Origin of the sequence: Arthrobacter sp. N1 (genome assembly GCF_048288285.1) — a bacterium.
Classification (GTDB): domain Bacteria; phylum Actinomycetota; class Actinomycetes; order Actinomycetales; family Micrococcaceae; genus Arthrobacter_D.
Genome location: NZ_CP102608.1, coordinates 1,335,226 through 1,359,554, shown reverse-complemented (window position 1 = coordinate 1,359,554; position 24,329 = coordinate 1,335,226). Strand labels below are relative to the sequence as shown.

The window sequence follows — 24,329 nt, the reverse complement described above, 5'->3', positions numbered from 1 at the left end:
CCCGGTGTGTCAGACCAGGCCGTCCTGCAGTGCCGTCAGGGCGTAGGCCAGGTCCACGGGATAGGGGCTCGTGACGAGGACCGGCTCCCCGGTCCTCGGGTGCGCGAAGCCGAGCCGGTGTGCGTGCAGCCACTGGCGGGTGAGGCCCAGCTCGGCAGCCAGGCGCGGGTCCGCGCCGTAGGTCAGGTCTCCCGCGCAGGGATGCCGCAGGGCCGAGAAGTGCACGCGGATCTGGTGCGTCCGCCCGGTCTCGAGATGCACCTCGACGAGGCTCGCCCTGCCGAACGCCTCGAGCACGTCGTAGTGCGTCACCGAGTCCCGTCCGTCCTCCATCACCGCGAAGCGCCACTCGTGGTGCGGGTGCCGGCCGATGGGCGCGTCGATCGTGCCCTTGAGCGGCTCCGGCAGGCCCTGGACCACGGCGTGGTAGACCTTCTCCACGGTGCGCTCCTTGAAGGCGCGCTTCAGGGCGGTGTAGGCGGGCTCCGTCTTGGCGACGACCATGGCGCCGGAGGTCCCGACGTCGAGCCGGTGGACGATCCCGACGCGTTCGGGTGCGCCCGAGGTCGAGATGCGGTACCCGGCAGCCGCCAGTGCCCCGACGACCGTCGGCCCCACCCATCCCGGCGATGGATGCGCGGCCACGCCGACGGGCTTGTCGACGACCACGAAATCCTCGTCGTCGAGCAGGATCCCCATGCCGTCCACGGCTTCGGGGATGATCCGGTGGCGATCGTCCGGATCAGGGAGATCGACTGCCACGACGTCACCCTCGTGCACGCGGTCCGACTTCGCAAGCCGCACCCCTCCGCGCAGGATCCGACCGTCGGCGGACCACTGCGCGACGGCGGATCGGGAGACGTCGAGGAGCCGGGACAGGGCGGCGTCGGCGCGGGCGCCGGCCTCGTCGGCCGGCACGACGACGTCGCGGTGCTCAGCGGCCACGGCCAGCGCCGTCGTCGTCGGTGTCCTGTGGGCTGGTGCCGGTCGTCGTCGTGCCCGACGTCGTCTCCGGGGCCCGCTTCGCACCCGGGGTCGCCTGCTCCGGCGTCGGACCTGACGTGGTGCCCGGGGTCGACCCTGACCTCGTGCCCGGCGTCGTGCCCGGATCTGTCGCGGGCGCCGATCCGGCGGTCGCCGCGTCGGCCGGAGTGTCCGACACGTCCGGGGCATCCGGGGCATCCGGGGCGTCGTCGGAGGTGCGGCGACCGTCCATGCCGATACCGCGCAGCGTCAGGAGGCAGATCAGCACTACGCCGCTGACCACGGCGGAATCCGCGATGTTGAAGATGGCGAAGTTCGGCAGGGCGATGAAGTCGACGACGTGCCCCTGCCCGAAGGACGGTTCACGGAAGAGCCGGTCGGTCAGGTTGCCGAGGGCGCCGCCGAGGACCAGCCCCAGGGCCACCGACCAGCCCCACGAGGCGACCTTGCGGACCTGCAGGACGATGGCCGTCGCGACGACCACCATGATGATGGTGAACACCCAGGTGTAGTCGGTGCCGATCGAGAACGCCGCGCCGGGATTGCGGATGAAGCGCCAGGAGAGGACCGGCGGGATCACGGGCGTCACCTGGCCCTCGCTCATCGTCGACACGACCCACCACTTGGTGAGCTGATCGAGCGTGTACGCCACCAGCGTGCACAGCAGCATCACGACGCCGTAGCGCCACGGGGCCTGCCGGGCGTGGCGGGAGTCGGCGCCCTGCGCGGCCCCGTGCTGGCCTGCCGTGCCGCGCTCCCCGGAGGGTGTCGTCTCGGCAGCGGGGTCGGTCGGCTGGTGCTCGTTCACGGTCCATCCAGGGGTTAGGTGCGACGACGGCCACCTGGGACGGCGGCCCGGACGGCGAAGGGCCGGCTCCCGGGGTCCATGCCCCGGTCACCGGCCCTTCACCCGGCGGCCCGCGATCGGGCCGACGGTCCTGCTAGGAGGCCGGAGCGTCGGACGCCAGCGAGCCGCGGGAGTCGAGATCGCGCAGCTGGCCCTCGATGTAGGCCTTGAGGCGTGCACGGTAGTCGCGCTCGAAGCCGCGCAGCTGCTCGACCTTGCGCTCGAGCACCGTCTTCTGCTCCTCGAGATCCCCGAGCGTCTTGCGGCTCTTCTCCTGCGCATCGTTGACGAGGCCGTTGGCTTCGATCTGGGCCTCGGCGATGATCTTGTCACGCTGCTCCACGCCGGCGTTCACGTACTCGTCGTGCAGGCGCTGCGCCATGGCGAGGACGCCAGCGGCGGACTCCGCGCTGGCGGTCGAGGCGGCGGGTGCTGCGGCGGCGGGCGCCGCCGGTGCTGGAGCGGGGTTCGGCTCCTCGACGTCCGCGGCGACCTCGGCGGGGACACTGTCCGGCGTCGTGCCCTCGGCTCCGGCGTCCTCGGTGTGCGAGCTCGCGGCGACGGGGGCCGGCACGGTCGTGGCCTGCGGGGTGTCCGACGAACCGTCAGCGAGCTTGCGGCGGAGGTCCTCGTTCTCCTGGTTCAGGCGGCGGAGTTCGACGACGATCTCGTCGAGGAAGTCGTCGACCTCGTCCTGGTCGTAGCCCTCACGGAACTTGGTGGGCTGGAACCTCTTGTTGACAACGTCATCTGGCGTCAGGGCCATGGGGTCACCTCATACTGGTAGATGCCGGCCCGCCGAAGAGGCGGACAGTGCTGCGGTACCGGATTGCGGACGCGACCGGCGGGGCTCGCGTCGAACTGTGGACCAGCGTATCCGGTCGGGAAGTCCATCACGAAACGGACTCGACGCTATGCGGCGAGGCTCCTGGACACGGACATCAGGATCAGGACGAGGATGAAGAGCACCAGGAACGCGAGGTCGAGCTGCACGCCACCGAGTCGAAGCGGCGGGATGAGTCGGCGCAGCGCCTTGATGGGCGGATCGGTGACCGAGTACACGCCGGTGGCGAGCACGAGTGCCAGTTTCTGGGGACGCCAGTCCCGCGCGAAGCCCTGCACGGCGTCGTAGACGATCCGCAGGATCAGGGCGAGCTGGAACAGCATCAGTACCAGGTAGATCAGGGCGAATACCAAACTCACAGGGCTGTTCCAGTCCTTCGGGCCGTGATGGGTCTCGTGCGACCGTCACGGCCGCGGGGCTCAGCTCTGGTTGAAGAAGCTGGTCTGTGCTTCGCTTGCCTTCAGATCCTCGCCGAGGACTTCAATATACGACGGCGACAGCAGGAACACCTTATTGGTGACCCGTTCGATGCTGCCGTGGAGGCCGAAGACCAGCCCTGCGGAGAAGTCGACGAGGCGCTTGGCGTCGGACTCCCCCATGTCCGTCACGTTCATGATGACCGGGATACCGTCGCGGAAACTCTCGCCGATGAGTTTGGCATCGTTGTAGGACCGGGGGTGGATCGTGGTGATCTGCCGCAGGGCGGCGGAGTCCTCGCGTGAGGAGGGCGCCCGCTTGATCGGGGTCACGGGAGCACGGTACTCCTCCGCCGGGGCCACGCGGCTCACGGCCGGAGCCGGCTCGAGGCGTCGTTCGTCGCGGTCGTAGTCCACTGTGTAGTCCTCGTTCCTGCTCTGCGCATTCTTCGTTTCGGGCTCGTAGTGCTCGTCACCATCGGCGAGCCCAAGGTAGATCATCGTCTTGCGCAGTGCGCCGGCCATGGTGGCTCCTGTCATGAGAGTGGATGAGGTGCGGCTCCGGGGGCCCGTCGCACAGGGCCCGGACGCCTGATATTCCGCCGTTCTAGCTCGAACGCTACCCCACGGCCGGACGCGGACCGAGGACATCAGAACCAATCCTCAGGTGTGTCGCTCCGGCGGCGACGGCGTCCTCGAGATCACCGCTCATGCCCGCGGAGACGGCGGTCGCCGCAGGGTCGACGGCACGGACCGACGCCGAGATCTCCAGCAGGCGGGTGAAGGCCTCGGGCGCCGACGCGCCCAGCGGGGCGACGGCCATGACGCCCGCCAGGCGGAGGCCGTCGGCTGCGGTGACGACCTCCGCCAGCGCGTGCGCGTCGGCCGGCAGCGCTCCTCCCCTGCCGCCCGGTGCGGCGTCCGGCTCGAGCGTGAACTGCAGGAAGCACTCGAGGTCCGGCCGCGGCGCGACCCCCGCCTCCGCACGGCGCTCCTGCTCTCCCCGGACGGCCTTGCCGAGGGCCGTGACGAGGGTGGCCCGGTCCACCGAGTGGACACTGTGGGCATAGCGGACGACTGACCTGGCCTTGTTGGTCTGCAGCTGTCCGATGAAGTGCCAGGTGAGCGGGAGCGCCTCGAGCTCCTCCGCCTTGGCGGCCGCCTCCTGGTCCCGGTTCTCACCGACGTCGGTGACGCCGAGCCCGGCGAGGATCCGCACATCGGAGGCGGGGAAGTACTTGGTGACGACGATCAGGCGCGGCTCCTCGCGCCGGACTGCCGCGGAGGCAGCTCCGATCCTCGCGCGAACGGCGGCGAGACGCTGCTCGAGGTCCTGGGCGCGGGCGGATCCGCGGTCCCCGTCCTGTCCGTCGCCGGTCATGGGCGCCAGACCAGCCCGGCGAGACGACCGGCCCCCGGCTCACGCCGGTGCGAGAACAGCGCCGTGTTCTCCTGTGTACACGACGGCGCGGCACCCCGCAGCTCCTCGACGGTGACGCCTCCCTGGGCGAGCTGGTGCCGGACCGCGGCGGGAAGATCCAGCGCTGCCGTCCCCGCGGGGGTACGGGACGCAGCCACGGGGATCTCCCGCGCGAGCTCGGTCATCATGGCGTCGGGCACCTCGTAGCAGGATCCGCAGACCGACGGGCCGATCCAGGCGGTGATCGTCGCGGCGCCACGGCGCCGCAGCTCCTCGACCGCCTTCACGACGATGCCGTTCGCGACGCCTGCGCGGCCCGCATGGACGACGGCGGTAGCGCCGGTGCCGCCGTCGTCGGGGTCCGCGTCCGCCAGGACGATCGGGACGCAGTCGGCCACGAGGACCGCGAGGGGCTCGGAGCCCGTCGCCGAGACCATGGCGTCCGCGTCCGGCGGCACGCGCTCGGCACTGTCCGACGCCCCGAGCAGCGCCACCCGGTCGGAGTGCGTCTGGCTCATGAAGCGCAGCGTGTCGGGGCGGACCCCCAGCGCAGCCTCGAGGCGGCGCCGGCTCTGCCGGACGGCATCGGGGTCGTCACCGACATGCAGCGCGAGATTCCCGGCCCCCACCGCGGTGAAGGCCACCCGTAACCCCGGCCGGACCTCCTCGTTCCAGTGGAACGGGGAGGTCCGGCCGGGATCGACGGTTCTGTCCACGGACTACTTGAGGAAGTCGGGGACGTCGAGGTCGTCGGAACGGCCTGCGGAGAGATCGGGCTCGACGATCGCCGGGAGGTCGACGTCGAAACCGGAGTCGGCCGGGACTGCCTGCACGCTCTGGGCGCGCTGCTGCGACCAGGCACCGAGGCCCGCGGTCGCTGCACCGGACGTGCGCTGCGCATCACCGCCGACGCTCGGCGCCGATGCCGGCCGTGAGGACGGCACGGAGGCGGGAGCAGGCTGGGAGGTGGCGTCCACCTGGTCGAAGCCGGCGGCGATGACGGTCACGCGCGCCTCGTCGCCGAGGGCGTCGTCGATCACGGCACCGAAGATGATGTTCGCCTCGGGGTGGGCGACCTCCTGGACGAGGCGTGCGGCCTCGTTGATCTCGAACAGGCCGAGGTCCGATCCACCCTGGATGGAGAGCAGCACGCCGTGTGCGCCGTCGATCGACGCCTCGAGCAGCGGTGACGCGATGGCGAGCTCCGCGGCCTTGACGGCACGGTCCTCGCCACGGGCGGAGCCGATGCCCATGAGTGCCGAACCGGCACCCTGCATCACGGACTTCACGTCCGCGAAGTCGAGGTTGATCAGGCCCGGGGTGGTGATGAGGTCGGTGATGCCCTGGACACCCGAGAGGAGCACCTGATCCGCGGAGCGGAACGCGTCGAGCATCGACACGTTGCGGTCGCTGATGGAGAGCAGGCGATCGTTCGGGATGACGATCAGGGTGTCGACCTCCTCGCGGAGGGTGTCGATGCCGCTCTCGGCCTGGTTCGAGCGACGCCGGCCCTCGAAGGTGAAGGGGCGCGTGACCACGCCGATGGTCAGGGCGCCGAGCGAGCGCGCGATGCGCGCGACGACCGGCGCTCCGCCGGTTCCGGTCCCGCCACCCTCGCCCGCGGTGACGAACACCATGTCGGCCCCGCGGAGGACCTCCTCGATCTCCTCGGAGTGGTCCTCGGCGGCCCGGCGGCCCACCTCGGGATCCGCTCCGGCGCCGAGCCCACGCGTCAGTTCTCGTCCGACGTCGAGCTTGACGTCCGCGTCGCTCATCAGCAGCGCCTGGGCATCCGTGTTGATGGCGATGAACTCCACGCCGCGGAGCCCGACCTCGATCATCCGGTTGACGGCGTTGACGCCGCCGCCGCCGATGCCGACGACCTTGATGACGGCCAAGTAATTCTGAGGTGCTGCCACGTCCTGTGTCCCTTGTTCGAATCTGTGTGCTGTACGGGGGCTGCCGTTGATCCGGCTTCAACCTTCACCCAAGACAACGTTAACGTTCAGGTTGAGAGTTAACGTTATGTCAAGTAACTTCTATGGACGACGCTAGTGCATGCGCAACGCGTTGCAACCACCGGCCTCAGCGTGTCGGGCGTGTCGCCGTGTCCGGAGCAGCCGTCCGTGCAGTCCGCTCCCGGACTCACCGGACCCCTCAGCGGGTGACCGGCCGGTCCGGGGTGCTCACGTCGAACTCCTTCACGGGCGGATCGCTCGCAGGCATCGCCAGCATGGCCTCCAGCACCTCGGCCTTCTCCGCGCTGCGTTCGGAGCTGCCCCAGAAGATGCGCTGGTCCCCCGTCAGGGAGAGCCTGATGGAGTCGACGCTGGCCGCGGAGGCGCTGTTCAGTCGCGAGAGCACCGACACCGGGAGTTCGGCGAGGACTGCGGTGATCGAGGAGAACACCTCGGAGTTGACGGCGTTCGTCCCGCCGTCGATCAGCGGGAGCTTCACCTGGGCACGATCGGCCACGCGTGCGAGCTGGCGGCCCTCGGCGTCGATGAGTACCACGTCCGCGCCGTTCTGCAGGACCGCGACGGGGATCCGCTCCTGCACCGTCACGACCAGGGTGGACGGCGGCTCGGCCGCGATCCTGACGTCCTCGATCGGCGCCTTGTCCTCGAGCATCCCCCTCACTCGGTCTGGTGAGATCTGCGTCAGCGAGGTCCCCGAGAGCGGGGCGAGCGCGGCGTGGATCTCCTCCGTCGACACCAGCGTGTTGCCCTCCACCACGACGGTCCTGAGCGCGAGGGCCGGCGAGAACACGACGTAGGCGACGACCCCGCCGAGGACGAGGGCGGCCGCCGTGACCGCCAGGATGACGTTGCGCAGCCGGTGCGAGCGGCGCGGGGCGGGGAAGTCGAGCACCTTCCCCACCGGAAGCGCGCCGTCGGGCTTCTCGAGCAAGGACACCTTCCCCCGGCCGGACGGACTGCCGCCGGAGGGCGTGGTGACCCTCGCCACCGTGGGCCTGCGCGGCTTCATCCGGACACCCCACCGGTTCCCGCCGCAGCAGCCCGGTCCCGCAGCAGGCTGACGAGCCGCACGCCGTACTGCGTCACGTCCCCCGCCCCGATGGTGAGCACGAGGTCGCCCTCCGCCGCCCGGCCCACGACGGTCCGGAGCGCCTCCTCCGGATCCGCGACGTAGGCGGCCTCCGCCCCGGTCATGCGCTCCGTGATGGTCCAGCCGCCGACGTCGTCCACCGGGTCCTCGCGCGCGGCGTAGACGGGCAGGACCGTCGTCGTGTCGGCCAGCGAGAGGGCGTCGGCGAAACCGGCGGCGAACTCGCGGGTCCGGGAGAAGAGGTGCGGCTGGAACAGGACGTGCACCCGCCGCTCCCCCGCGACGGTGCGGGCCGCGGTGAGGGCCGCGTGCACCTCCGTGGGGTGGTGCGCGTAGTCGTCGAACACCCGGACGCCGTCGCCCTCGCCACGGGCCTCGAAGCGGCGGGCGGCACCGGAGAAGAGGGACAGCCCGGCAGCGGCGACAGCCGGGTCGACGCCCAGCTCCAGGGCCACCGTGAAGGCCGCCGCGGCGTTGAGGATGTTGTGCCGGCCCGGCACGCCGAGCTGGAGCTCCTGCTGCGCGTCGAGGCCGTCCACGGCGAAGGAGAGGATGCTGTTCGTCGTGCTGCCGAGCGCCCTCGTGTCGCTGATCCTGATGTCCGCCGTCCCGGTGTAGCCGTAGGTGCGCACGCGTCGCGTGGTCGGGACGGCTGCGGCCAGCGCTGCCGACCCCGGGTCGTCGGCGCAGGCGACGAGCAGTCCGTCCTCGGACACCCTCCCCGCGAACCGGCGGAACGCCTCGTGGACCGCCTCGGCCGTGCCGTAGTGGTCGAGATGGTCGGCCTCGGCGTTGGTCACGACCGCGACACTCGGGTCGTAGTTCAGGAACGAGCCGTCCGACTCGTCGGCTTCCGCCACGAAGACGTCCCCGCCGGCCCACTCGGCATTCACGCCCAGGGCCGCGACGTCGCCCCCGATGGCGAAGGAGGGTGCAAGCCCGGCCTGCCGGAGGAGCACCGTGATCATGGCCGTCGTCGTCGTCTTGCCGTGCGTGCCGGCCACCGCCACGACACGCCGGCCGGTCATCGCCGCCGCGAGTGCCTCGGAACGGTGGATGACGGGAAGTCCCCGCCGGCGCGCCTCCTGGAGCTCCGGGTTGCTCGCGCGGATCGCCGAGGACACCACCACGGTCCCCCGGTCCGGAACCGCCGCCGCCTCGTGGCCCGCGTGGACGACGGCGCCGAGCGCGGCGAGGGCGCGCAGGCCCTTCGACTCGGCGGCATCCGAACCGGACACGCGAACCCCCTGGCCGAGGAGCACGCGGGCGACGGCGGACATGCCGGCGCCCCCGATCCCGATGAAGTGCACGGGCTCCTGCAGTCCCCCTGCGTGCCGGGGAGCGGCCACGGCCGGCGCGGGGTCGCCGCCCTGTCCTGCGTCCCCGGGCGATGTCGCCGTCGGTGCCGTCTGTCCCGTCGATGCCGTGGTCTCGTCCGTGCTGATGCCGGATCCTTCCGAGGTGCCGCCCGCGGGCGGAATGCTGTCAGGGCTGCCGTGCCGTCCCGCCGTCGCTCCCGGCCGGTGCGGATCGGGCGTCATCGTCCGTCCTCCGCTGCGGCGAGGACGAGTCCGGCCATCCGCCGGTCACCGTCGCGGACACCCTGGGCGCGGGAGGCAGCCGACATCGCGGCGAGCCGCGCGGGATCCGCCAGGAGCGGGAGGGCCTTCCGCCGGATCCAGTCCGGGCCGAGGTCGGCATCCTCGACGAGCAGGGCCCCGCCGGCCGCGACCAGCCCCGCCGCATTGAGCCGCTGCTCGCCGTTGCCGTGCGGAAGGGGCACCAGGACGGCCGGCACGCCGACAGCGCTGACCTCGCTGACCGTCGCGGCCCCGGCACGCGCGACGAGGAGGTCCGCGGCCGCGTACACGCGCTCCATCCCGTCGACGAACTCGACCTGGTGGTAGCCCTCGAGCGTCATCGGCGCACCGTCGTCGCCGAGGACCGCCTTGCCGCGGCCCGTGATGTGGAGGACCTGCACGCCGGCCGCGACGAGGTCCGGGACAGCCCCGGCGACCGCACGGTTGACGCTCGCGGCTCCCGAGGAACCGCCGGTGACGATGAGGGTGGGCCGGTCCGCATCGAGACCGAGCGAGGCGCGGGCGGTCCCCCGTTCCGCTGTGCGGTCCAGGTCGGCGATGCTGCGCCGCATCGGCATGCCGACCAGCACGGCGTCGGTCAGCCCCGTCCCCTCGAAGGCGACAGCGACCGTGGCAGCGATCCGGGCGCCCACCCGGTTGGCGATACCGGGCCGGGCATTCGCCTCGTGGATGACCACGGGGACGCGCCGCGACCAGGCGGCGAGGTAGACGGGCGTGGACACGTATCCGCCCACCCCGACGACGACGTCGGCCCCGGCCTCCGCGACGATGGCGCGCGCCTGCCGCACGGCCCGCAGCAGGCGGGCCGGCAGCTTGACCAGGTCGATGGACGGACGCCGCGGCAAGGGGACGCGGTCGATGGTCCGGAGCGTGTAGCCGGCCGCCGGGACGAGCCGCGTCTCCATGCCGGCCTCGGTCCCCACGGCGGTGATGCGGGTGCCCGGCCGCTGGTCGACGATCGCGCCGGCGATGGCCAGCAGGGGGCTGATGTGCCCGGCGGTGCCACCGCCGGCGAGGACCACGGACAGCGTGCGCCCGGGCGTGGAGGGGTGTGTCATGAAGGTGTGTGGCTTCTTCCGGCGGTGGATACGGCGGGACTGCTGCCCGCCGGGACGGGGTTCGGTGGATGCGGGGTCTTGCGGGCGAAGGACAGCAGCACCCCGACGGCGGCGAGCGTGAAGGTGAGCGCCGAGCCGCCGTAGGAGATGAAGGGCAGCGGCACGCCGATGACGGGCAGCAGGCCGGTGACCATGCCGATGTTGACGAAGGCCTGCCCGATCAGCCACACGAGGATCGACCCCATGAGGATCCGCACGAACGGGTCGGTGTAGCGCAGCGCCACGCGGATGGTGGCGACGGCGAGGATCCCGAAGAGCAGGATGATGACGAGCGTCCCCAGCAGCCCGAACTCCTCGCCGATGATGGCGAAGATGAAGTCGTTGTGGGCCTCCGGGATCCAGTTCCACTTCTGCCGGCTCTGCCCGATCCCGACGCCGAACCAGCCGCCCGAGGCCATGGCGAAGAGCCCGTTGTCCGACTGGAGGCACAGGTCGGCGCCGTCGTCGCAGTTCAGCCGCAGCCACGCGCTGATGCGCCCGCCACGGTTGGAACTGGTGGCGACCATCAGCAGGGATCCGGCGAGGGCGGCGAGACCGGCGAGGGTGAAGAGCTTCAGCGGAGCACCGGCGAAGAACAGGGCGGCTCCGGCGATCATCATGAGGACGAGGCCGGTGCCGAGGTCACCACCGATCAGGACGAGTCCGATCGGCAGTCCACCGAACGGGATGGCCGGGATCATCGCGTGCTTCCAGTCCCGGATGAGGGCCTTCTTGCGCTCGAGGACGGCGGCGAACCAGAGCGCGAGGGCCAGCTTGGTCGGCTCGGACGGCTGGAAGGTCTGGCTGCCGATCTGGATCCAGTTCTTGTTGCCGTTGATCTCGACGCCGATGACGAGCACCAGCACGAGCAGCACGACGGCGATGGCGAGGCTCGGCCAGGCCAGCGCCTTGTAGGCGCGGGGACCGAGCCGGGACAGCACGAGCATCAGGACGAGCCCGGCGCTCGCCCAGACCGCCTGCTTGAGGAAGAGGTCGAACGAATCCTTGCCGTCGGAGATCGCCTCGACCGATGACGCCGAGAGCACCATGAGCAGGCCGATGGCGGTCAGCGCGAGGGCCGAGCCGAGGATCAGGTAGTAGCTCGAGCCGGAGGGCGCCCGGTCGGAGCCCTCGAGGAATCGCCAGCCGCGACGGAGCCGCGCGCGGACCCCGCGGCCCTGGTCCGCCTCGGTGGCGTTCTCCGGGGTCGCCGCCGCGGCCCTCCCGAGGGAGGCCCCTGCCTTCGCGCGGGCACCCGTCCCGGACCTGCTGCCGGATGACGCTCCGCCCCGCGTGCCGCGCTGACCGGCCGGTGCGCTACCGGATGCGGCGCCCGTCGGAGCGTTCGACGTGCCCGGTCGTCCCGAGTCCGTGGGCCGGGCCGCCCGGGCGGAGGGCTTGCGTCCGCCTCCACGGGTTGGCGTGGTCACCATCTACGACTCCTTCGCGGTTGTCCCCTGATCGCCACGTGCACGGACGGCCGCCATGAAGGCGGCCCCCCGGTGCGCGTAGGAGGAGAACTGGTCCATCGATGCGGCGGCCGGCGCAAGGAGCACCGTGTCACCGTCACGGGCCATCCCCGCTGCTTCGGAGACGACCCACTGCATGAGGGCGTCGCCGGTGACCGGATCGCTCGATCCGCCGTCGTGCCCGTGTCCAGTGTGAAGGCTCGGATGGAGGGACACCGGAACATCGGGTGCGTGTCGGGCGAGGGCAGCCTGCAGGGGCGCCGGATCCTGTCCCACGAGGACGACGGCGCGCAGCCGCCGCGCATGCCGGGTCACGAGATCGTCGTAGGAGACGCCCTTGGACAGCCCGCCCGCGATCCACACGACCGACTGGAAGGACGCCAGTGAGGCGGAGGCGGCGTGCGGATTGGTCGCCTTCGAATCATTGATCCAGAGCACGCCGCCCTCGTTGGCGACGACCTGGATGCGGTGCTCCCCGGGCTGGTACGCCCGGATGCCGTCGCGGACCGCGGCAGCCGGCAGTCCGGCGGCGCGGACCAGGGCGGCAGCGGCGAGTGCGTTGGCGACGAGGTGGCGCGGGACCACCTCCCCCAGCTCCGACACGGACGCCAGCTCGGCTGCGGAGTCCTTGCGCTGCTCGATGAAGGCGCGGTCGACGAGGAGGTCCTCGACGACGCCCATCATGCTGATGGAGGGCGTGCCGGTTGTGAAGCCCACGGCGCGGCATCCTTCGACGACGTCGGCCTCCTCGACCATCGCCTCCGTCTCCCGCTGCTCCGCGTTGTACACGCAGGCGACACGCGTGCGCTCGTAGACGGAGGCCTTGGCAGCGAGGTAGGCCTCGTAGCTGCCGTGCCAGTCCACGTGGTCCTCGGCGATATTGAGGCAGACGCTCGCGAGCGGCGAGATCGAGTGGGCCCAGTGGAGCTGGAAGCTGGAGAGCTCGACGGCGAGGACGTCGAAGCCCTGCGGGTCACGGATGACGTCGAGGATCGGCGTGCCCACGTTGCCGGCCGCGACCGCCCGCTTCCCGCCGGCGAGGAGCATGGCCTCGGTCAGGCCGACCGTCGTCGTCTTGCCGTTGGTCCCGGTGATCGTCAGCCAGTCCGCCGTCGGCCGTCCCTCCCGGATCCGGACACGCCAGGCGAGTTCGACGTCCCCCCAGACAGGGATGCCCGCGGCAGCGGCCCCGGCGAGGAGGGGCCGCGTGGGCCGCCATCCGGGCGAGGTCACCACGAGCTCGGCCTGCTCGCCATCGACGAGGGGGAGCGCCTCCGCGTGCTCGGCGCCGAGGAGCACCTCGCGCGCTCCGACGATGCGCAGGGTGTCGGCCTTCGCCTCGTTGCCGGCGGTCGCACCGGCATCCACGACGACGACGGCCGCGCCGAGCTCGATCAGGGTGTCCGCCGCCGAGAAGCCGGATGCCCCGATCCCGGCGACGACGACGCGCAGGCCCGCCCAGTCGGCGTCCCAGGTGGTCAGGTCCCTGACGCGATCGGTCTCCAGCACGCGCCCGGTGGTTCCCTCGGCCCCGCTCATCCCACGACCCATTCCGCGTAGAAGATCCCGAGTGCCACGGCCACGAAGAGTCCGGCCAGGATCCAGAAGCGGACCACGACGGTGACCTCGGCCCAGCCCTTGAGTTCGAAGTGGTGCTGCAGGGGTGCCATCTTGAAGACCCGCTTGCCACCGGAGAGCTTGAAGTAACCCACCTGGATGATGACCGACAGGGTGATCATCACGAAGAGACCGGCCAGGATCACCAGGAGCAGCTCGGTCCGCGAGAGGATGGCGAACCCGGCGATCGCACCGCCGATGGCCAGTGACCCGGTGTCCCCCATGAAGATCTTCGCAGGCGAGGTGTTCCACCACAGGAACCCGACGAGCGCACCGCACATGGCGCCGGCGATCAGGGCGAGGTCCAGGGGGTCCCGGACCTCGTAGCAGACGCTTCCCGCCCCGGGCGAACCGCAGCTCTGGTTGCTCTGCCAGATCCCGATCAGCATGTAGGCGCCGAAGACGAGGATCGATGCCCCTGCGGCCAGGCCGTCGAGGCCGTCCGCCAGGTTAACGCCGTTGCTGGCACCCGTGATGATGAGGTTGGACCAGATGACGAAGAGGATCGCCCCCACGACCGTCCCCGCGAAGGCCAGGTCGATCGGCAGGTCGCGGATGAAGGAGATCGCGGTGGACGCCGGCGTGCGGCCCTGCTCGTTGGGGAACCCGAGGGCCAGGACGCCGAAGACGATGCCGACCGCCGACTGGCCGATGATCTTCGCCGGGGCACTGAGGCCCAGGCTGCGCTGCTTCGAGATCTTGATGTAGTCGTCGGCGAATCCGACGAGCCCCATGCCTGCGGCGAGGAACAGCAGCAGCAGGCCCGAGGCGCTCGGGCCGCCGACGGGCGACCCGGTCGCCATCATGATCAGGTGCGTCAGGAAATAGGCCAGCAGGACGGAGCCGACGATCACCGCGCCACCCATGGTCGGGGTGCCGCGCTTGGTGTGGTGCGCCGTCGGACCGTCGTCGCGGATGAACTGGCCGTAGCCCTTCCGCACCAGGAGCCTGATGAAGAGGGGGGTGCCGACGAAGGCGAAGAACAGCGCGGAGGCCGAGCCGATGAGGAGTGCGATCACTGCTGGTCGGCCTTTCCGAAGGGGTTTGCGTCGGCGGTCGCCCCGGCGGCGTCGCGCTCGTCGGTGGCCGCCGGACCGGCCGAGACCGAGGCGTCGGCCACGGCGTGCGCGATCCGGTCGCCGAGGAATCGGAGGCCTGCGCCGTTGGAGGACTTGAAGAGGACGATGTCGCGGGGCTCGAGTTCCGCCGCCAGCATGCGCTCGGCCGCGTCGGCGTCGTCGACATGGACGGCCTCGCTCCCCCACGAGCCTTCGAGCACCGCCCCGTTAAAGAGGGCCCTGGTGTTCGGTCCCACGCAGATGAGCTTCGAGATGTTCAGCCGGACGACCACCCGCCCGAGGAGGTCGTGCTCCTCGATGGAGCGGTCCCCCAGTTCGAGCATCTCGCCGAGGACGGCCCAGGTGCGCCTGCGCCCGCCGCCGAGTTCGGCGAGGGTGCGGAGGGCGGCGCGCATGGACTCCGGATTCGCGTTGTAGGCGTCGTTGATCACGGTGACGCCGTCGGTGCGCTCCGTGCGCTCCATACGCCAGCGGCTGGCGGCCGCCTGCGTCCGGAGGCTCGAGGCGATGGCCTCGGGCGCACACCCGACGGCGAACGCGACCGCCGCCGCGGCCAGGAGGTTGGTCGTGTGGTGCAGGCCGAGCAGCGGGGACACGACGTCGTGCTCGCTCCCGTCGGGGAACTGCAGCGTGAAGGAGGGGTTGCCCTCCGGAGTCGTGGTGCTGTTCCTCGCACGGACCACCGTGCTGCCGTCCGACGCGAAGTCGTCGGAGGAGGTGAAGAAGGCGCGCCGGGCAGGCGTCCGGGTCTGCATCGCGAGGACGCGCTCGTCGTCCGCGTTGATGATGGCGGTGCCCTGGGCGGTGAGCGCCTCGAAGAGCTCGCCCTTGGCCTTCGCGATGTTCTCAACGCCGCCGAACTCGCCCGCGTGGGCCGACCCGACGCCGAGGACCACGCCGATGTCCGGCTGCACGAGGGACGCGAGGTAGGCGATGTGGCCCGGCTTCGTGGCACCCATCTCGATCACGAGGAAACGCGTGTCCAGGTCCGCCTCGAAGACGGTGAGGGGAACACCCACTTCCCCGTTGTAGGAGCCGCGGGGCGCCACGGTGGGGCCCATGGTCGCGAGGATCCCCGCGAGCAGGTCCTTGGTGGTCGTCTTCCCGGCGGAACCCGTGATCCCGATGACGGTGATGTCCCCGGCCGTGCGGAGGCGCCGCACCGACTCGGCGGTGAGGGCTCCCATGGCCAGGACGGCGTCGGGGACGACGACGGAGGGGAACGGTGCGCCGTCGGCCGCCGCGACCTCCCGCTCGGCGAGGGTCAGCACGGCGCCGCGATCGAAGGCTGCTCCGACGAACAGGTGGCCGTCGGACTCCTCCCCGGGCTTGGCCACGAAGAGCGAACCGGGCGTGCACTCGCGGGAATCGGTGGCGGCGGAGGTGACGGTGATGGCAGGCCCGTGCTGGTCGATACCGACCAGGACCCCGCCCGTGAGTGCCGCGATCTCGGCTGCGCTGAATTCAATCATGACGGTTCAGGACTCTATCCCGGCGGCGGAAAGCCCAGAGAATCCGTGCCTTGTCAACGCGGAACGCAGCTCGACGCGGTCGTCGAGGGACAGGTTGATGCCCTTCACTTCCTGCCACACCTCGTGGCCGCGGCCGGCGATGATCACGGTGTCCCCCGCCGTGGCCAGGGCGACGGCGCGGTCGATGGCGTCGGCACGGGGGAAGACCTCGAGGACCTCGCAGTCGAGACCCTCCTCCGCGACGGCTGCGTCCGCGCCGGACCGGACGGCGCGGCGGATGACGGCCTCGTCCTCGTCGTGCGGATCGTCGTCCGTGATGATGAGGACGTCCGAGAGTCGCGCGCCCACGGCGCCCATGACGGGCCGCTTCGATTCGTCGCGCTGTCCCGTGGCGCCGAAGACCGCGATGACCCGGCCCCCGGGGCGGCGCACCGAGGCGAGCGTCCGCTCGAGCGCGTCGGGATTGTGCGCGAAGTCCACGATCGACGCCGGCTCCTCGGCGATGAGCTGCATGCGGCCGGGTACCTCGGTGGTGAAGGGGTCGTGGGCATCGAGTGCGTGCTGCAGGTCGTGCTCGGACACCCCGGACGCCAGCACCATGACGGCCGCGAGGGCCGCGTTGGAGATGTTGAAGGTCCCGGGGAGCCCGCTGCGGACGCGCAGGCGGCGCCCGTCACGCGACTCCAGGGCGAAGGCGTGGCCGAGGCCGCTCCGTTCGATGTCGGTGACCGTCCAGTCGGCGTCCGCCGCCGGCCCGGACCCGTCGCCGCCGTCCGTACACACGGTGAGGAGGGGCACGTCCGCGGTCCTCGCGAGGCGCCGGCCCCACGCGTCGTCGACGAGGACGACCGCCGTCCGGCACCGCTCCGCCGTGAAGAGGGCGGCCTTGACGGCGAAGTACTCCTCCATCGTGCCGTGCAAGTCCAGATGGTCCTGCGTCAGGTTGGTGAACCCGGCGACGTCGAAGAGGACGCCGTCCACACGCCCGAACTCCAGGGCGTGCGAGGAGACCTCCATCGAGGCCGCATCGATGCCACGCTCCCGCATGAGGGCGAGGAGCGAGTGCACCTGCGGGGACTCGGGCGTGGTGAGCGCGCTCGGGATGGCGTCGCCGCCGGCCCGGATCTCGATCGTGCCGATCAGTCCGGTCGAATGGCCGAGTGCCTCCAGGAGGGCGTTGACGAAGTAGGTGGTGGTGGTCTTCCCGTTCGTCCCCGTGACGCCGTACAGCGTCGGCGCCCCACCGTCGTCCGCGGCACCGCCCCCGAAGATCACGCGCGACAGCGGTCCGATGACGCGCCGGGGGTCGGGGACGACGACGACGGGCACGGCGACGCCGTCGCCCAGCAGCTCCCGGCCGACGTCGTCCGTCAGGACCGCGACGGCACCCGCCAGCACTGCCTGGTCGGCGAAACCGGCGCCGTGGCGGGCGGCGCCGGGCAAGGCGGCGTAGACGTCGCCGGGCAGGACGGCGCGGGAATCGAGGGTGAGGCCCGAGACGGTGGGCAGGTGCCCGGTCCCGGGACCGACCGGCAGGCCGGCTGCAGCGAGGGCCGCTGCCAGGCCGATCGGCCGCGGCTCATGCGGACGCATCAGGGAAGCGGCGCGTCCCTGCGGAGTGGTGGAATGCACGGTGCTGTGGCCTCCGGGTCAGTATTCGACCGGGTAGATGTCCGGCTTCGTCGTCGAGGCCGGGACGTTGTCGGAATTGAGGGCCTGCTGCATGACCTTCTGGAAGGACTCCCCGGGGATCAGGTAGTACAGGTCACCCTGGGGGCGCTGGAGCGTGATGACGACGACGTACTTCGGGTCCTCGATCGGGGCGATCCCGGCGTAGGACAGAGTGTAGCCGTCGTACCCGCCGGTGGCTCCCGGCGCCTCCGCCGTGCCGGTCTTGGCGCCCACGCGGTACTGCTCGAGCTCGCCGGACTTCCCGGACCCCTCCTCGGTGACGGTCTCGAGCATCTTCCGCATCTCTGCGGCCGTCTTCTCCGAGACCACCTCGGTCCCCTCGGCCTGCGGCACCAGGTGCTCCGTGCCGTCCGGGTCGATGTAGGCGTCGATCAGGCGGGGCTTCAGCCGGACGCCGTCGTTGGCGATCGTCTGGTAGACCATCGCGGTGTGCAGCGCGGTCTGCGTGAGCCCCTGCCCGAAGAGCACCGTGTACTGCTGGCGATCGTCCCAGTTGTCCGGCGTGCTGAGAAGCCCCTGGTTCTCCTCGTTCAGGCCGGTGCCGAGCGGTTCGCCGATCCCGAACTTCTTCAGCCAGTCGTACCGCTCCTGCTTGGTCAGCTTCTCGCCGATCTGCACGGTCCCCGTGTTCATCGACTTCGCGAGGATGCCGGCGGCCGTGCGCTTCTCGGTGCCGTGCTCCCAGGCGTCCTTGAACGTCTGGTCCCCCACCGTGTACCGGTTGTCGAGGGTGAACTTCGACGTCGGCTCGATCAGCCCTTCCTCGAGCGCGCCGGCGAGCGTGATGACCTTCGTCGTCGACCCCGGTTCGAAGGAGGCGCTGACCGAGTTCGGCCTCCGCTGCTCGGCAGGGGTGGCCGTGGGATCGTTCGGATCGGGCGTGGTGGATTCCGCCATGGCACGGATGGCGCCGGTGCCGGTCTCGACGACCACGATGTTGCCCCACTCGGCGTCGTAGTCCTTGACCTGGGACGCGATGGTCTGCTGCGCGAACCACTGGAGATCCTGGTCGATCGTGAGGCGGACACTCTGTCCGTCCACCGCGGGCACGTCCTCATTGGTCGCGTAGGGGATACGGATACCGTCCCCGCCGATCTCGAAGGTCCTCTTCCCCGCCGTGCCCGTGAGTTGGTCGTTCAGCGAGTACTCGAGACCTTCCTGCGGGGTGCCGTCGTCGGACACGAAGCCGATGACCGATCCGGCGACCGATCCTGCCGGATAGGTACGGACGCTCGTCTTGTCGGCGTAGACGCCGGGGATGCCGATCTCGAGCGCCTGGTTCTTCACCTCCGGCGTGACGGACTTCGCGACGTAGTTGAAGGTCTTGTCCCCCAGGACCGAACCCCGGAGTGTCTCCACATCGATCCCGAGGACCGCCGAGAGCTCCTCGAGCCCCTGCTCGATCGGTACGTCGACCCGGATGGTGCTGTCCGGGTCGTCGGGATCCTGGACCGTCCGGTCGAATCCGTCGACGGCGCTGAGGCCCTGGTCAACGACGATGTCGTAACGCTCGACACTCCGGGCGAAGTACTTGCCGTTCATGTCGACGATGGAGCCGCGGACGGGGGCGACAGTGGTGTTCGTCAGGCGCTTGGACAGGCCCACCTGGGCCATCCCGCCGAGATCGAGCCCCTGCAACTGGAAGAGCCGTACACCGAGCACCATGAGGAGGACGAGGACGAAGGCAAGCCCCACGCGGAGCCGGGTCGAGCCGAGGACCAGTCGGAGGCTGTCAGGGCTGCCGGTGCGTGCAGGGGTCACGGAGGAATCCTTGTCGATCAGTGCAGGCGGTTCGTGCGGAGCGGGTGACGGCGGAGGACCCGCGTGTCAGCGGTCGGACGCGGCCTGCTCCGGACCGGGGATGGTCCCCGAGGCCGTGCTGCCGGCCGCGGAGTCCGCGGCCGCATCCGCCGCCTCGTCCGCTGCACCGGCGCCCGCGGGTGCCGGATCGGCCGCTACCGGCGCCTCGACAACTACGGGAGCGGGCTGCTCGGTGACGAGGTCCGGGGCGGCGATCAGGACCTCGGGCTTCGGGCCTTCCTTCGCAGGTTCCGGAGTCCCCGTCACCTTCTTCGAATCTAGCTCAATGGTCCCGAACGTCGGGGAGGACACCATGCCGAGTTTCGTCGCGGCGGCGGCGAGGTTCTGCGGCGCCTCCTTGTTCTCGATCTCGAGGACGAGCGCCTCGTTCTGCTGGCTGAGTGCCACCTGCTGGCTGCGCAGCTGCACGAGCTCGTACTGCGTCCCCGACACGGAGATGTTGAGCATGAGGACTGCGGCCAGGGCTCCGGCGAGGACGAGGAGACTGAAGACGGCGAACGGCACGCGACGGCGGGAGGGCCTCGCCGGTACCACGGAGAGCGGCGTCCGCACTTTCTGCGTGGCCTCCGGCCGCGCACTCGCCGGCGCTCCGTCGGAGAGACCGGCCGGCCGGCGCGGCGCGACGGCGAGTGCTCCGTTGCCGGCGAAGGCCGCGGCGCTGTGCCGCTTCTCAACAGTCAGGGTCTGGCTCATCCGTTGGTCCTGTCGACGGGTCCGGCTTTGATTCGTTCTACAGCGCGCAGTTTGGCCGAGGCCGCCCTGGGATTCTCCTCGATCTCCGCCGGCGTGGGCGCTTCCGTGCCACGCGTCAGGGACCGGAGGTAGGCCTTGTGTTCCTCGAGCTCGACCGGGAACCCGAGGGGCGCGGAGGACTTCGTGCCGGCCGCGAAGGAGCTCTTCACGATCCTGTCCTCGAGGGAGTGGTATGACATCGCGACCACCCGACCCCCCGTATGGATCGAGGCGACGGCGGCCGGTACGGCGCGCTCGAGGACGGACAGCTCCTCGTTGACCTCGATGCGCAGGGCCTGGAACGTCCGCTTGGCAGGATGTCCCCCGGTCCGTGCCGCCGAGGCCGGGACGACCCCACGGATGACCTCGACGAGCTCCGCCGTGGTGCCGAACGGACGCGCGGTGCGGGCCTGGACGATCGCCGTCGCGATGCGACCCGCGAACTTCTCCTCGCCCCAGGTCCGGATGATACGCAGCAGATCCGCCTCGGCGTAGGTGTTGACGACCTCCGCGGCCGTGATGCCCGTGGTCGTGTCCATGCGCATGTCGAGGGGGGCGTCGTAGGAGTAGGCGAAGCCACGGTCACGCTCATCGAGCTGCAGGGAGGAGACGCCGAGATCGAACAGGACGCCGTCCACTCCCCCGATCCCGAGGTCCTCGAGCACCTCGGGCAGATCGTCGTAGACGGCGTGGACCAGGTCGGTGCGGTCGGAGAAGCGCGTCAGGCGTTCCCCGGCGAGGCCCAGCGCCTCGGTGTCGCGGTCGATCCCGACGAGGTGCGCGGAGGGGAAGCGCTCGAGCATGCTCTCGGAATGGCCGCCCATGCCGAGGGTCGCATCGACGACCACCGGCCGGCGTCCGGCTGTTGCTGCTGCCTCGACCGCGGGAGCAAGGAGGGAGACGCAGCGGTCCCGGAGGACGGGGACGTGTCGCTCGCCCGTCGGCCGGTTCTCCCCCATGCGCGCTCTCCCTCCTGCAGTTCGTCGTTCGTGATGTCGGTGTCCCTGCAGGCGTGGGGCGATGGTCCATCTCTGGGATCAGACCCCCATCCGGCCGGACGGTCTCCGCCTGGCTTCGGGGAAGTGAAGCCAGGAGTCGTACCTGCTCCGGCGGCTGGAGATCTCATCCAAGAGGTGAATCCGTTCGCGTCGGGTGCTGCTGGTACTGCTGGTACTGCTAGTACTGCTGGTTCTGCCTGTCCTGCGCCGTGGATCAGATGATTCCCGGGAAAGCGTCCTCGTCCGTCTCGGAGAAGGCGGTCTCCTTCTCCGTCAGGTACGAGTCCCAGGCATCCGCCGCCCAGATCTCGGCGCGGCTTCCTGCTCCGATGACCGCGAGGTCGCGGTCGAGCCCTGCATACGTCCGCAGGGCCGGTGGGATGGTGATCCTGCCCTGCTTGTCGGGCACCTCGTCCGAGGCTCCCGACAGGAAGATACGGTTGTAGTCCCTCGCCTGGCGTGACGAGATGGGTGCGGCCCGCATCTGCTCGTGAACCCTCTCGAACTCACTCGCACTGAACACATAGATGCACCGTTCCTGGCCCCGGGTCAGGACCAGCCCCTCGCTCAGTTCGTCGCGGAACTTCGCCGGGAGGATGAGCCTGCCTTTCTCGTCCAGACGGGGGGTATGAGTTCCGAGGAACATCCCTGACCGCCTGTTCTGAGTCCGCCAAGCCCAGCTCGATGCTGCCTTGCTCTTATGTTCCCCACTTTACTCCACAACTCTCCACCGTCAATGCATCCGGGGCGCGGCGCGCCCGGGATTGCTCCGCCGACGTCGTCCGTCCGCCCCGCGATCACGCGGCCGGGTGCTATCTGCCTCGCTGGGGAGCGAAGTGGAGGGGGCGATGGAGGGGGCGGCCGGTATGAGGCGGTCGGCATGGGGCACCGACCCGGCGCAGAGCAGTGCATGCGGCAGTGGAACGCCTGGGGATGACCGGTTAACGAGCGAGGACCCGCCGTAGCGGGTCCTCGTCAGTTCGTGGCTGCCCGGTCACGCCGGTGCAGTGAGGCTGTATCGGGGTCACCATCGGTGGCCCGGCAGGGAATCAGCTCTGGTCGCGCTTCCGCTCGTCCCACTTGTCTTCCAGACTCGTCATGAACCCGCTCTTCCCGCCGGTCGGAGCCTTCGTCGGCCTACCCGCGGGCTGGCCCTGGTCCAGCTGCTTCGACTTGGTCGTCGCGAAGTAGACGCCGCCCCCCATGACGAGGAAGCCGGCCACTCCGATGAGGATGTTCTGGTTGACGATGCCCGCGAGCAGGACCAGGATGCCTGCGATCGTGATGAGCGCACCGATGACCAGGCGCCTGGTCGACATCGACTTGCGGGTGTCCGACGCCATCGAGTGCGCGAACTTGGGATCGTCGGCGTGCAACTGCTGTTCAAGCTGATCAAGCAACCTCTGCTCGTGTTCCGAGAGTGCCATGACCGCCTCCTTGATATGGGTACCAACGTTCCTCCACCCACCCAACGTCCCGCACGCTCACCAGGTTCCCGGTGGAGGGGTCGATGACCACGGGCTCCGGAGGCTGCAAAAGCGCGCTGAACGGCAGCTGGACTACCTGCTTCAAGACTAGTTTGCTACGTGGTGCCCGCAAAGTCACAATGCGGAATCCGAGGGGGGTTCCATGAAGGCATACTGACCCCGTATACCGCTCAGGCACGCGGATCGCGGTGGGTCCGCGGGGCTCCCCGGGAGGACCCGCCAGCGCCCGGCCCCTGGTCGTGTCCGGCCCGCCTGCCGGACTCCGCCTCCGGCACCGCGCCGCCCCGGCCCAGCGCGCTTCCACCAGTCCGCCCAGCGGCGCGTCCGCCAGCACCTCCGCCAGCACCTCCGCCAGCACCCACACCCGCCGCGGTACCTGCACCAGCGTCACCTGCGGCGGGCGGCGGCCCGCCCGCCCGTCCCCTACGGGGCTCGTCCGCACGTCGGGAAGCGAGCAGCCCGGCCGGGACGACGCCGGCGTCACCGAATCTCCTGTTCACGTCGTCGAGCACCCGCTCGGCGAGGCGCCAGTTGTCGTCGCGCCGGTCGATCGTCAGCTGCGTGGAGCCGTCTCCGCCACTCTCGAGCGATTCGGCACGCAGGCCGATGAGCCGCACGGCCATGGGCCGATCACCGAGGGCGGCGAGCAGGGCCGTCGCCGCCGTGTACAGCGCGTTGGCACTGTCGACCGGTTCATCGAACTTCTTCGACCGCGTCAGGGTGGAGAAGTCGGCGTACCTCAGTTTGAGTGCCACCCCACCGGCCCGATTGCCCGAGGCGCGGAGCCGGGTCGCCGTGCGGTGCGCCAGCCGCAGCAGTTCCCGCCGTAGGACGTCGGAGTCGTCGATGTCCCTGGAGAACGTCTCCTCCGCTCCGATGCTCTTCTCGGGCCGGGCCACGACGACGCGCCGCGGGTCCCTCCCCCAGGCGAGGTTGTGCACGTGCTCGCCGGAGCTTCCGAGCAGGCGCCGCAGGGTGGTGACCGGCGTGTGCGCCACGTCCTCCACCGTGCGGATGCCGATGCGGCCCAGGACTTCCTGTGTCTTGGCGCCGACCCCCCAGAGCGCGGAGACGGGAAGCGTGTGCAGGTACGCGACGGTCCGGTCACCCGGGATCAGCAGGAGGCCATCCGGCTTCGCCCTCGTGGAGGCGATCTTGGCCACGAACTTCGTCGTCGCGGCACCGACGCTCGCGGTGATACCGAGGGTGGAACTGATCTCCTCGCGCACCTGCTCACCGATCTCGCGCGGACCGCCCAGCCGGCGCATGGACCCGGCCACGTCGAGGAATGCCTCGTCGACGCTGAGCTGCTCCACGTGCGGCGTCACCGACCGGAAGATCCGCATGACCTGTCCGGAGATCTCCGAGTACCGACGATGGTGCGGCGGGAGGATCACCGCAGTGGGGCACTGGCGCATGGCGACCGACATCGGCATCGCCGAGCGCACCCCCAAAGCGCGGGCCTCGTAGGACGCGGACAGGACGACGGACCGGCCGGACGGTGATCCCACGACTACCGGTACGCCGTGGAGATGAGGGTGGTCCAGCAGCTCGACGGAGACGAAGAAGGCATCCATGTCGATGTGCAGGATGCGGCACTCCGCATGCTCGATCGGCGTCCGACCCTCATCCCTGACCACGCCCACATCGTACGCAGTGCCACCGACAGCCGGGCCCGGCGGAT

The 24,329-nt window shown here is 70.5% G+C and carries 21 protein-coding genes and 1 pseudogene; all 22 read right to left on the bottom strand.

Going from position 1 to position 24,329, the window contains the following annotated elements:
- Positions 1-9: 9 nt before the first annotated feature.
- The gene (locus NVV32_RS06105; RefSeq protein ID WP_055772248.1) at positions 10-945 is read right to left on the bottom strand and encodes an RluA family pseudouridine synthase; all 936 of its coding nucleotides are present in this window, start codon (positions 943-945) and stop codon (positions 10-12) included.
- 250 nt (positions 946-1,195) lie between these two features.
- Positions 1,196-1,657: pseudogene (gene lspA / locus NVV32_RS06100) on the bottom strand (signal peptidase II); the annotation flags it as partial.
- Between the two features lie 268 nt (positions 1,658-1,925).
- Entirely contained in the window at positions 1,926-2,597 is a 672-nt protein-coding gene (locus NVV32_RS06095; RefSeq protein WP_422391707.1) for a DivIVA domain-containing protein, read from the bottom strand.
- Positions 2,598-2,743: 146 nt separating this feature from the next.
- Positions 2,744-3,034: a YggT family protein gene (locus tag NVV32_RS06090; RefSeq protein ID WP_055772253.1), complete on the bottom strand. Its 291-nt coding sequence runs from the start codon at positions 3,032-3,034 to the stop codon at positions 2,744-2,746.
- A 60-nt stretch (positions 3,035-3,094) separates the two neighbouring features.
- Positions 3,095-3,616, bottom strand: coding sequence for a cell division protein SepF (locus NVV32_RS06085; protein ID WP_055772257.1), 522 nt, complete (start codon positions 3,614-3,616; stop codon positions 3,095-3,097).
- Positions 3,617-3,710: 94 nt separating this feature from the next.
- Entirely contained in the window at positions 3,711-4,472 is a 762-nt protein-coding gene (locus NVV32_RS06080) for a YggS family pyridoxal phosphate-dependent enzyme (protein ID WP_422391706.1), read from the bottom strand.
- Complete coding sequence (locus NVV32_RS06075) at positions 4,469-5,227, bottom strand: polyphenol oxidase family protein (RefSeq protein WP_082471560.1); 759 nt, start codon at positions 5,225-5,227, stop codon at positions 4,469-4,471. The genes NVV32_RS06080 and NVV32_RS06075 overlap by 4 nt, the downstream gene beginning before the upstream one ends.
- A 3-nt stretch (positions 5,228-5,230) precedes the next feature.
- Positions 5,231-6,430 (bottom strand): cell division protein FtsZ, encoded by a 1,200-nt coding sequence (gene ftsZ, locus NVV32_RS06070; RefSeq protein ID WP_422391705.1) that lies wholly within the window; start codon positions 6,428-6,430, stop codon positions 5,231-5,233.
- A gap of 238 nt (positions 6,431-6,668) precedes the next feature.
- A complete protein-coding gene (locus tag NVV32_RS06065) occupies positions 6,669-7,427 on the bottom strand; it encodes a cell division protein FtsQ/DivIB (RefSeq protein ID WP_055772269.1) in 759 nt (252 codons plus the stop codon).
- 68 nt (positions 7,428-7,495) lie between these two features.
- Positions 7,496-8,860, bottom strand: coding sequence for a UDP-N-acetylmuramate--L-alanine ligase (gene murC / locus NVV32_RS06060; RefSeq protein WP_422392012.1), 1,365 nt, complete (start codon positions 8,858-8,860; stop codon positions 7,496-7,498).
- Positions 8,861-9,117: 257 nt separating this feature from the next.
- Positions 9,118-10,239, bottom strand: a complete 1,122-nt coding sequence (murG, locus tag NVV32_RS06055; RefSeq protein WP_422391704.1) for an undecaprenyldiphospho-muramoylpentapeptide beta-N-acetylglucosaminyltransferase — start codon at positions 10,237-10,239, stop codon at positions 9,118-9,120.
- Entirely contained in the window at positions 10,236-11,711 is a 1,476-nt protein-coding gene (gene ftsW / locus NVV32_RS06050; RefSeq protein WP_422391703.1) for a putative lipid II flippase FtsW, read from the bottom strand. The genes murG and ftsW overlap by 4 nt, the downstream gene beginning before the upstream one ends.
- Positions 11,712-13,286 (bottom strand): UDP-N-acetylmuramoyl-L-alanine--D-glutamate ligase, encoded by a 1,575-nt coding sequence (gene murD, locus NVV32_RS06045; protein WP_422391702.1) that lies wholly within the window; start codon positions 13,284-13,286, stop codon positions 11,712-11,714.
- Positions 13,283-14,383: a phospho-N-acetylmuramoyl-pentapeptide-transferase gene (gene mraY / locus NVV32_RS06040; RefSeq protein WP_055772278.1), complete on the bottom strand. Its 1,101-nt coding sequence runs from the start codon at positions 14,381-14,383 to the stop codon at positions 13,283-13,285. The genes murD and mraY overlap by 4 nt, the downstream gene beginning before the upstream one ends.
- A complete protein-coding gene (locus NVV32_RS06035; RefSeq protein ID WP_422391701.1) occupies positions 14,380-15,915 on the bottom strand; it encodes a UDP-N-acetylmuramoyl-tripeptide--D-alanyl-D-alanine ligase in 1,536 nt (511 codons plus the stop codon). The genes mraY and NVV32_RS06035 overlap by 4 nt, the downstream gene beginning before the upstream one ends.
- 6 nt (positions 15,916-15,921) lie before the next feature.
- Entirely contained in the window at positions 15,922-17,508 is a 1,587-nt protein-coding gene (locus tag NVV32_RS06030) for a UDP-N-acetylmuramoyl-L-alanyl-D-glutamate--2,6-diaminopimelate ligase (protein WP_422391700.1), read from the bottom strand.
- Between the two features lie 57 nt (positions 17,509-17,565).
- Positions 17,566-19,368 (bottom strand): peptidoglycan D,D-transpeptidase FtsI family protein, encoded by a 1,803-nt coding sequence (locus NVV32_RS06025; RefSeq protein ID WP_422391699.1) that lies wholly within the window; start codon positions 19,366-19,368, stop codon positions 17,566-17,568.
- Between the two features lie 66 nt (positions 19,369-19,434).
- Positions 19,435-20,121 carry a hypothetical protein gene (locus NVV32_RS06020; RefSeq protein ID WP_055772285.1) on the bottom strand — a complete coding sequence of 229 codons (687 nt, stop codon included), beginning with the start codon at positions 20,119-20,121 and terminating at the stop codon, positions 19,435-19,437.
- A complete protein-coding gene (gene rsmH, locus NVV32_RS06015) occupies positions 20,118-21,119 on the bottom strand; it encodes a 16S rRNA (cytosine(1402)-N(4))-methyltransferase RsmH (RefSeq protein ID WP_422391698.1) in 1,002 nt (333 codons plus the stop codon). The genes NVV32_RS06020 and rsmH overlap by 4 nt, the downstream gene beginning before the upstream one ends.
- Positions 21,120-21,372: 253 nt before the next feature.
- Positions 21,373-21,804: a division/cell wall cluster transcriptional repressor MraZ gene (gene mraZ, locus NVV32_RS06010; protein WP_055772290.1), complete on the bottom strand. Its 432-nt coding sequence runs from the start codon at positions 21,802-21,804 to the stop codon at positions 21,373-21,375.
- A 403-nt stretch (positions 21,805-22,207) separates the two neighbouring features.
- Positions 22,208-22,585 (bottom strand): DUF3040 domain-containing protein, encoded by a 378-nt coding sequence (locus NVV32_RS06005; RefSeq protein WP_055772293.1) that lies wholly within the window; start codon positions 22,583-22,585, stop codon positions 22,208-22,210.
- A gap of 230 nt (positions 22,586-22,815) precedes the next feature.
- Positions 22,816-24,285, bottom strand: coding sequence for a DNA polymerase IV (dinB, locus tag NVV32_RS06000; protein WP_422391697.1), 1,470 nt, complete (start codon positions 24,283-24,285; stop codon positions 22,816-22,818).
- Positions 24,286-24,329: the final 44 nt, after the last annotated feature.